This is a genomic window from Algoriphagus aquimarinus, assembly GCF_900112005.1.
Classification (GTDB): Bacteria; Bacteroidota; Bacteroidia; order Cytophagales; family Cyclobacteriaceae; genus Algoriphagus; species Algoriphagus aquimarinus.
Genome location: NZ_FOKK01000010.1, coordinates 181364 through 188427 on the forward strand (window position 1 = coordinate 181364; position 7064 = coordinate 188427).

General features: G+C 38.5%; 11 protein-coding genes and 1 tRNA gene. 9 read left to right on the forward strand and 3 right to left on the reverse strand.

Annotated elements, in window-relative coordinates:
* Positions 1-11: 11 nt before the first annotated feature.
* Positions 12-1085 carry a signal peptidase I gene (gene lepB, locus BM291_RS14305; RefSeq protein ID WP_092898593.1) on the forward strand — a complete coding sequence of 358 codons (1074 nt, stop codon included), beginning with the start codon at positions 12-14 and terminating at the stop codon, positions 1083-1085.
* A gap of 96 nt (positions 1086-1181) precedes the next feature.
* Here lepB and ung read toward each other — a convergent pair whose 3' ends face one another.
* Positions 1182-1844, reverse strand: coding sequence for a uracil-DNA glycosylase (gene ung, locus BM291_RS14310; protein WP_092898595.1), 663 nt, complete (start codon positions 1842-1844; stop codon positions 1182-1184).
* A 61-nt stretch (positions 1845-1905) separates the two neighbouring features.
* Between ung and apaG the strand changes: the two genes are divergently transcribed.
* Both apaG and BM291_RS14320 read left to right on the forward strand, forming a co-directional pair.
* Positions 1906-2292, forward strand: coding sequence for a Co2+/Mg2+ efflux protein ApaG (gene apaG, locus BM291_RS14315; RefSeq protein ID WP_092898596.1), 387 nt, complete (start codon positions 1906-1908; stop codon positions 2290-2292).
* Positions 2270-3073 (forward strand): O-methyltransferase, encoded by an 804-nt coding sequence (locus BM291_RS14320; RefSeq protein ID WP_245786885.1) that lies wholly within the window; start codon positions 2270-2272, stop codon positions 3071-3073. Before apaG ends, BM291_RS14320 begins: the two co-directional genes overlap by 23 nt.
* Here BM291_RS14320 and BM291_RS14325 read toward each other — a convergent pair.
* Positions 3062-3652, reverse strand: a complete 591-nt coding sequence (locus BM291_RS14325; protein ID WP_092898598.1) for a methyltransferase — start codon at positions 3650-3652, stop codon at positions 3062-3064. The two genes, BM291_RS14320 and BM291_RS14325, sit on opposite strands and share 12 nt — an antisense overlap.
* A gap of 24 nt (positions 3653-3676) precedes the next feature.
* Here BM291_RS14325 and BM291_RS14330 point away from each other — a divergent pair, with 24 nt between their 5' ends.
* The 4 genes from BM291_RS14330 to rplI all read left to right on the forward strand — a co-directional run bounded on the left by BM291_RS14330 (position 3677) and on the right by rplI (position 6005).
* Positions 3677-4606 (forward strand): coiled-coil domain-containing protein, encoded by a 930-nt coding sequence (locus BM291_RS14330; RefSeq protein ID WP_092898600.1) that lies wholly within the window; start codon positions 3677-3679, stop codon positions 4604-4606.
* 296 nt (positions 4607-4902) lie between these two features.
* On the forward strand, positions 4903-5274 hold the full coding sequence (gene rpsF, locus BM291_RS14335; protein ID WP_092898602.1) for a 30S ribosomal protein S6: 372 nt from the start codon (positions 4903-4905) through the stop codon (positions 5272-5274).
* Positions 5271-5522, forward strand: coding sequence for a 30S ribosomal protein S18 (rpsR, locus tag BM291_RS14340; RefSeq protein WP_057937597.1), 252 nt, complete (start codon positions 5271-5273; stop codon positions 5520-5522). Before rpsF ends, rpsR begins: the two co-directional genes overlap by 4 nt.
* Positions 5523-5561: 39 nt before the next feature.
* On the forward strand, positions 5562-6005 hold the full coding sequence (rplI, locus tag BM291_RS14345; protein ID WP_091695020.1) for a 50S ribosomal protein L9: 444 nt from the start codon (positions 5562-5564) through the stop codon (positions 6003-6005).
* Between the two features lie 55 nt (positions 6006-6060).
* Here the strand turns inward: rplI and BM291_RS14350 are convergent, their stop codons facing one another.
* The gene (locus tag BM291_RS14350) at positions 6061-6306 is read right to left on the reverse strand and encodes a hypothetical protein (RefSeq protein WP_092898604.1); all 246 of its coding nucleotides are present in this window, start codon (positions 6304-6306) and stop codon (positions 6061-6063) included.
* Between the two features lie 319 nt (positions 6307-6625).
* Here BM291_RS14350 and BM291_RS14355 point away from each other — a divergent pair.
* A tRNA-Gln gene (locus BM291_RS14355) sits at positions 6626-6698 on the forward strand.
* Between the two features lie 91 nt (positions 6699-6789).
* Positions 6790-7064, forward strand: a 275-nt coding sequence (locus BM291_RS14360) for a helix-turn-helix domain-containing protein (protein WP_139229102.1), incomplete at its 3' end; no start/stop codon positions are given.

Consider the following 7064-nt stretch of genomic DNA (forward strand, 5'->3'; position numbering starts at 1 on the left):
AAAAACCAATCATGAGTAAGTCAACTAATAAAAAATCAGCCGCCAGAGAATGGGGTGATGCCTTGATTTTTGCAGTAGTAGCCGCCAGTTTGATCCGTTGGCTTCTTCTAGAACCATTTACAATCCCCACTGCCTCAATGGAGAAATCACTTTTAGTGGGAGATTTTCTTTTCGTAAGTAAAATGCATTATGGAACACGGTTCCCAATGACACCTCTTCAGGTACCTCTTACGCATCAGAAAGTCTGGGGATCAGAAATCCCATCTTACTCAGATGCAATTCAGCTTCCTTATTACAGATTACCTGGTTTCTCAGATGTTCAGAGAAATGATGTAGTAGTGTTCAATTACCCTGTCGAATTCCAATATCCGACAGATCTTAAAACAAATTACATCAAGCGAGCTGTTGGTATTTCTGGAGATATAATAGAAGTACGAAATGGCGATGCTTATGTCAATAATGAGCTTGCAGAAAAACCTTCTGAGATGCAGTATTCCTACGATGTGATTACTAACAGACCTCTAACGGAAGATTTTTTCAAAGATTATGAAATTAACCCTGACAGTCATTTGACTTTTAGTGATGGCTCAGGTTACATGGTTTTTGCAACGGAAGAAGTGATGAATAGATTAGAATCTTCTCCGGTAGTCACTTCTGTGACTAAGCGTATAGAGAAAAATAAAGGAGATTCGCTCATTTTCCCTGATGGGCTTGCACTAGGATGGAGCCGTGATAACTATGGCCCTCTTCAGATTCCTGCTAAGGACTGGACCATTCAAATGACTGCAGATAATGTGTTGAAATACAGTTCTACTATTTTGAATTATGAAGGTCTCGAAAACGTAGAAGCCAAAGACGGTCAACTCTTCATTGATGGTCAAAAAGTAGAAAGCTATACTTTCAAACAGAATTATTACTTTATGATGGGAGACAATCGACACGATTCTCTGGATTCGCGCTACTGGGGATTTGTACCGGAAGACCACATCGTAGGTAAAGCTTGGTTCCTATGGCTTTCACTAGACAAGCATGAATCGATGTTCAGCAAGATCCGATGGAGTAGAATATTTAGCGGAATAAATTAAGCTAAAAGCCCTGAAATTAACTTTCAGGGCTTTTTTTTTGAAATAAATACAGAGACTTATTTCTGAGTCTAAGACTAAGAAACTGGACTTTTCCTTTTACCATTCTATAGGCGTAATCCCATTGACGGCCAAATAATCATTGGCTTTTGAAAAGTGTTTGCACCCAAAAAAGCCACGATAAGAAGAAAGTGGACTAGGGTGTGGTGCTTTCAAGACCAAATGCCTACTCCCATCAATCAATGCTGATTTCTTTTGCGCGTAAGCTCCCCACAGCAAAAAAACGACATGTTCTCGCTGTTCGCTGATCGTTCGAATCACCTCATCTGTAAACTCCTCCCAGCCTTTTTTCTGATGAGAACCAGCCTCATGAGCACGAACAGTCAATGTCGCGTTCAGCAAAAAAACACCTTGGTCTGCCCATCGAGTGAGGTCACCATTTGCAGGTATAGGTTTACCTAAGTCAGACTCTATTTCCTTAAAAATATTCTTAAGACTCGGTGGAAATGGCACTCCTGGCTTAACCGAAAAAGATAAACCATGTGCTTGCCCTGGACCATGATATGGATCTTGGCCAAGAATAACCACCTTCACAGAGTTTATTGGGCAATGATTAAATGAATTAAATAATTCATTCGCCGGAGGGTAAACTTTTGTGCTGGCATACTCGTCTCTTACAAATGCATCCAGGTTTTCGTAAAACCTTTGCTCAAACACTTGATTCAAAGCAACTTTCCAACTCGGATCGATTTTGACTTCCATTAGAATTTAGTGATATTGAACTATAAATTGTATATTTGCTAGCTATGAAATTGTTTAATATATGGTAACTACAGTAACATCCGGCATTCAAGTAAGTGTCGAAGTAACCTATCAGGCAGAATTTTCCAGTCCACATCAGCACCACTTTGTATTTACCTACAAGGTAACTATTGAAAACAAAAGCAACCAAACTGTTCAGCTAATGAGCAGAAGATGGGAAATCTCTGATGCTGCAGAAATCAAAAAAATCGTTGAAGGCGATGGTGTAGTTGGGCAACAACCTGTTTTGGAGCCTGGTGAATCGCATAGCTACGTATCTGGCTGCAACTTAAAATCTGGTTTGGGTAAGATGAAAGGAGTATACTTCATGGAAAAACTTATAGATGGAAGTAAATTTGAAGTAGTAATACCAGAATTCCAGATGATTGCCAATTACTTCTACAATTGAGTTGCTAAACAAAGTTTACCCACTCCTTTCCTATCTAAGTTACTGGCTAAAGAAAGAGGATAAATACTCGCTTCAGTCTCCCTTACTATACAATACCTACCAAAATCTTTTCGCCTTTATTCAGGCCCGAAAAGAGGAAGATCTTGACGTGGAAATCTACAGAAAAGAGCTTCTTTCTTCTGAGGAAGTTATTGATGTAGAAGATTTTGGTGCAGGATCTAAAAGTGTTAACACTGCTGAAAGGCGAGTGGCGGATATTACTAAATTCAGCACCAGTAACAGGAAATTCGCACAACTCTATCAGTTTTTCTGCTCATTAACTGCTGCCAATACAGTGCTCGAACTAGGCACTTGTATGGGGATCAGTAGCAGGTACCTTTCCAAAGTCACCCAAGGTCGAATTTATTCTTTTGAAGGCTCGGAAGAAATAGCCAGAGTTGCAAAGCCAGTTGATGGATATGAAAATCTTACAATTATTGTGGGTGAACTATCCGAAGCACTCCCCAACGCTTTAGAACCCTTGCACCAAATAGACTTTGCGCTGATAGATGCAACCCACACGTTCGAAGGGACACTACGCTATTATGAGCTACTACTTTCCAAAATCCACCCTAAGTCTATCATCGCCATTGGAGACATTCATTGGTCTCGAGAAATGGAAATGGCATGGGATGAAATAAAACGTAAGCCAGAAGTCAAACTAAGTTTAGACTTTTATGAATGTGGCATTGTGTTCTTTGATTTTCCCGGAGAAAAAACTGACTATATACTAGATTTTTGAATTTTCAAGGATCATGAACACCTCAGAACCTAATCGCTCTGGAATAGAATTGTAGCACGGGGCCAGGACTTTGATCTCGAAGTATCTTTCAAATAGCTTTTTATATTCTGATATTTTTCCGCCAAAAGGTGGACCATCAAAGTCAAATTCACGATCAAACCAAACACCAACCAATTTTGCTCCTGGCTTTAGCAATTCTTTCATTTTGGTTAAATAATCCTCTCTGAGATTTGGATTAAGTGCACAAAAGAAAGTCTGTTCCAAAATCAAATCAAAAGAACCGTTATGTTCAAAGAAATTTTGATGATGAATATGCTCATTAGGAAAATCAGGGTTCAAGGAAGCAAAACGCTTTAAGGGTTCTTCAGATAAATCGAGTAGATGAATATTAGTAAATCCAGATTTCATGGCGAAAGAAGCTTCATAGCCTGATCCAGCGCCAGGGATCAAGACATGAATACCCTTATTTTTAATTTGGTCTAAATATTGCACAAGTGGTGGAGAGGCATGCCCTATATCCCAACCGGTTTTGCCTGTAGAGTACCTTTGAGTCCAATAATCTTTGTCCAAAAAAGCCATTATATAGCCTTATCTAAATAAATCATGAATACGGAATTTGAAAAAAACTCGCCTGAAAAGAAAGACCAAGGTAAAAACATTATCATTATTGTTTTGGTACTATTGGTAATAATAAGCGGAATCAAATTGTACACTGATTACGTAGATCGAACCAAGAAATCCGAAGAGATTCTTCTTCTTTCTACTGAAAACAATGACCTAAACAAGCGGCTTGACTCTGTGACTTATCAGTTAGATCTAAGAATACTAGAAATAGAGAAACTGGGCGGTGATGTAAAGTCGCTCGAAGAAGTACGTGATCAATTAATCGCCGAAAGAAATACATCAAGACAAAGAAGCTCTTCAGAAATAGTTGCTTTGAATGAGAAGATAAAAAGCTACAATGGCATGATAGTGCAAAAAGATCAGGAGATCCTTGAATTGCGAGCCATGAATCAACAACTTTTCACAGAAAACCAGGACTTAAAAACTACTCAGGCAGAAATTGAAGAAGAGGTGGCTCAGCTGAATCTTCAAAAAGAAGATCTTCAAGCCAAAGTCAATGTAGCATCTATGCTAAAGGCTGAAAACATTGAGATCTCAGCGGTTAACTCCAAAGGAAAAGAACGCGTTGAAACCACCAAAGATTTTAGAAATCGACAAATTGAACGTATCAAAGTGAGTTTTAATCTAGCAGATAACAAGGTGGCAGAGAAAGGACCAAGGAATATTTACGTTCAGGTTTTGGCCCCTAATGCACAACCTATATTTGATGTAGCTAAGGGATCTGGCACATTTATGATGGATGGAGCAGAGAAATTCTACACTGTTAAACAAGATGTGATTTTTGACAATACTGAACAGGAGCTCACCTTCTTTTACGAGAAGGGCACCGATTACACCTCAGGCATACATCAAGTCAAAATTTTTGTCGACAATTATGAAGTCGGCTCTAAGACATTCACTGTAAAATAATCAAAGCCTCCTTCGGGAGGCTTTTTCATGAAAGCCAGTTATTTTTAGCTGAAGCAGTTACATGCGCTGACCAAGAGAGAACAATTGAAAAGTATATCTATCAATTATCTCTGGGAAACATAATCACCAACTATACTTCTCAGCCCATTCAACGGCGGTTTATTGAATCTTAGGCAGTCACGTAGTGGAATGTTTTCTATTACCTCTACTTTTGACTTGGCTATTCATTTGGAATACAGCGAGATTTCTCCTACTTTTGCATCCTGTTTATTAAATTCCTTAAACACATTAAAAAAATGTTCCAAAGAAATTACGAGACGGTATTCATTTTAACTCCCGTTTTATCTGATGTTCAGATAAAGGATACTGTCGACAAGTTTGTGAACTTGTTAAAAGAACTGGGGGCAGACGTTATTAATGTGGAAAATTGGGGTCTTAAGAAAATGGCTTATGCTATTGAGAAAAAGACTACAGGTTTCTACGTTATGGTTGAATTCAAGGCCGATCCTACGCTTATCCGCAAATTCGAAGTAGAACTTCGAAGAGATGAGAAAGTGATGAGATTCTTGACTACTGTTTTGGATAAGCACTCTATTGTTTATGCCGAAAGAAGAAGAAAAGGAGAGTTTAACAAAAAAGTTGAAGCTAAGGAGGAAGCCACCAAATGACATTAGTTAACGAGCCAATCAATAGAGGCGAAATCAGAAAAAAGTATTGCCGATTCAAGAAGCACGGCATTAAGTACATTGACTACAAGGATCCTAATTTCTTGTTGAAGTTCGTCAATGAGCAAGGTAAAATTCTTCCAAGAAGACTTACTGGTAACTCTGCGAAATTTCAGAGAAAAGTGGCCCAGGCCATCAAAAAAGCAAGACATTTGGCTTTGTTGCCATTCGTAACCGATGGGTTGAAATAATTCGGTCTTGTATCGTCCAATCACAAAAGATCATTACAAATGGAAATCATACTAAAAACAGACATCAAAGGTCTTGGCTATAAGAATGACTTGGTAGCTGTAAAGCCAGGGTACGGAAGAAATTACCTGATTCCTCAGGGTTTCGCAGTACTTGCAACTGGCTCTAACAAGAAAATTCTTGCTGAGAATATCAAGCAAGCTGCTCACAAAGCAGAAAAGATTAAAACTGAAGCTCAGAATATCGCAGAAAAACTTGAAGCTCTAACACTAGAGATCAAAGCGAAAATCGGTGAATCAGGTAAAATCTTCGGTAAAGTAACTACTCTTCAGATTGCCGACGCATTGGCAGCTCAAGGTATCGACATCGACAGAAAGAAAATCTCTATCAATACGCCAGTTGATGGCGCTGGGGAATTTGCTGCAGAAGTTGACCTTCATAGAGAAGTGAAAACTAACGTAAAATTCAACGTGTCAGGAGAGTAATTCTTCCACACAGATAAAAATAAAAAACCCCGATAATTCGGGGTTTTTTTTGTGCCTAACTCAATGCTTTCTCAAAGCTTTCTACCAATTTCTTAGAAACAGCCTTACTGTTTTTTTCTCTAGCTTCCTTGAAAAAAGCTAGAGCCTCGTGACCTTTTTCGATCACGCCAACAGGGTTCTGATCATTTTGGAAACTCACCCAGCACCAAGAAAGCTCAGCTGCCAACGTTTCGCCTGATTTTAACTTTTCTAATTTCTGCACCACTTCAGGCAGCGTTTTTTCTAATTTCTCAACTTGCATAACAAATAATGGTTTAGTAGCTTTTTTCTATTTTTTTTACAAAAATGAACATATATTTTCAATTACACAATATAACCTCCTCACTGTTAACATAATCACAATTTTAGGACCTGCAATTTCTATTATCGCAAATAGAGATATCATTATAAGATACTATGGACAGAATCTATAAACGATTTAAAAGATCAATATTTTCTGCTGATTCAAAGGCAATTAGCTAAAAAACACAAAAATCTTTAAATACTGGTTTGGAAAAAAAGAAGCAAGACTCTACCTTTGTGACACTTTAAAGGAGAGGAGTTATATCTCCCTACGGAACTGGCTTATGGTGTAACTGGCAACACGTCTGATTTTGGTTCAGAAGAGTCCAGGTTCGAGCCCTGGTAAGCCAACAAAAAAGTAAAAAAGACCGCTGAATCAGCGGTCTTTTTTTTTATGCCTATTTGTCCCGTCCTGAAATAGCGTTACACAAAATGTAATGTTATGAAAGAAGAACAAGAGAGTAAGTATGTTAAGCGAACCCAACGAGATTACAGTTATGCTTTTAAACTATCGGTTGTTTCAGAGATAGAGCGTGGGGAATTGGGAATAAAAGCCGCCGCGCGCAAGTATGGAATTCAGTCTCATTCTACAGTGACAGGCTGGTTAAGGAAATATGGTAACTTTGATTGGGTGAACAAATCCACTTTAAAGATGCCTAAATCAAAGGATCAAAAACTGTTAGAGCTCGAGCAGAAAGTGCTTCTTTTGGAGAAGCA

Bases quoted from the DNA above. Each gene is read 5' to 3' on its own strand.
- rplI (WP_091695020.1), top strand. From the start codon at position 5,562: ATGGAAATCATACTAAAAACAGACATCAAAGGTCTTGGCTATAAGAAT.
- BM291_RS14325 (WP_092898598.1), bottom strand. From the start codon at position 3,652: ATGGCTTTTTTGGACAAAGATTATTGGACTCAAAGGTACTCTACAGGC.
- lepB (WP_092898593.1), top strand. From the start codon at position 12: ATGAGTAAGTCAACTAATAAAAAATCAGCCGCCAGAGAATGGGGTGAT.
- apaG (WP_092898596.1), top strand. From the start codon at position 1,906: ATGGTAACTACAGTAACATCCGGCATTCAAGTAAGTGTCGAAGTAACC.
- ung (WP_092898595.1), bottom strand. From the start codon at position 1,844: ATGGAAGTCAAAATCGATCCGAGTTGGAAAGTTGCTTTGAATCAAGTG.
- BM291_RS14330 (WP_092898600.1), top strand. From the start codon at position 3,677: ATGAATACGGAATTTGAAAAAAACTCGCCTGAAAAGAAAGACCAAGGT.
- rpsR (WP_057937597.1), top strand. From the start codon at position 5,271: ATGACATTAGTTAACGAGCCAATCAATAGAGGCGAAATCAGAAAAAAG.
- BM291_RS14350 (WP_092898604.1), bottom strand. From the start codon at position 6,306: ATGCAAGTTGAGAAATTAGAAAAAACGCTGCCTGAAGTGGTGCAGAAA.
- rpsF (WP_092898602.1), top strand. From the start codon at position 4,903: ATGTTCCAAAGAAATTACGAGACGGTATTCATTTTAACTCCCGTTTTA.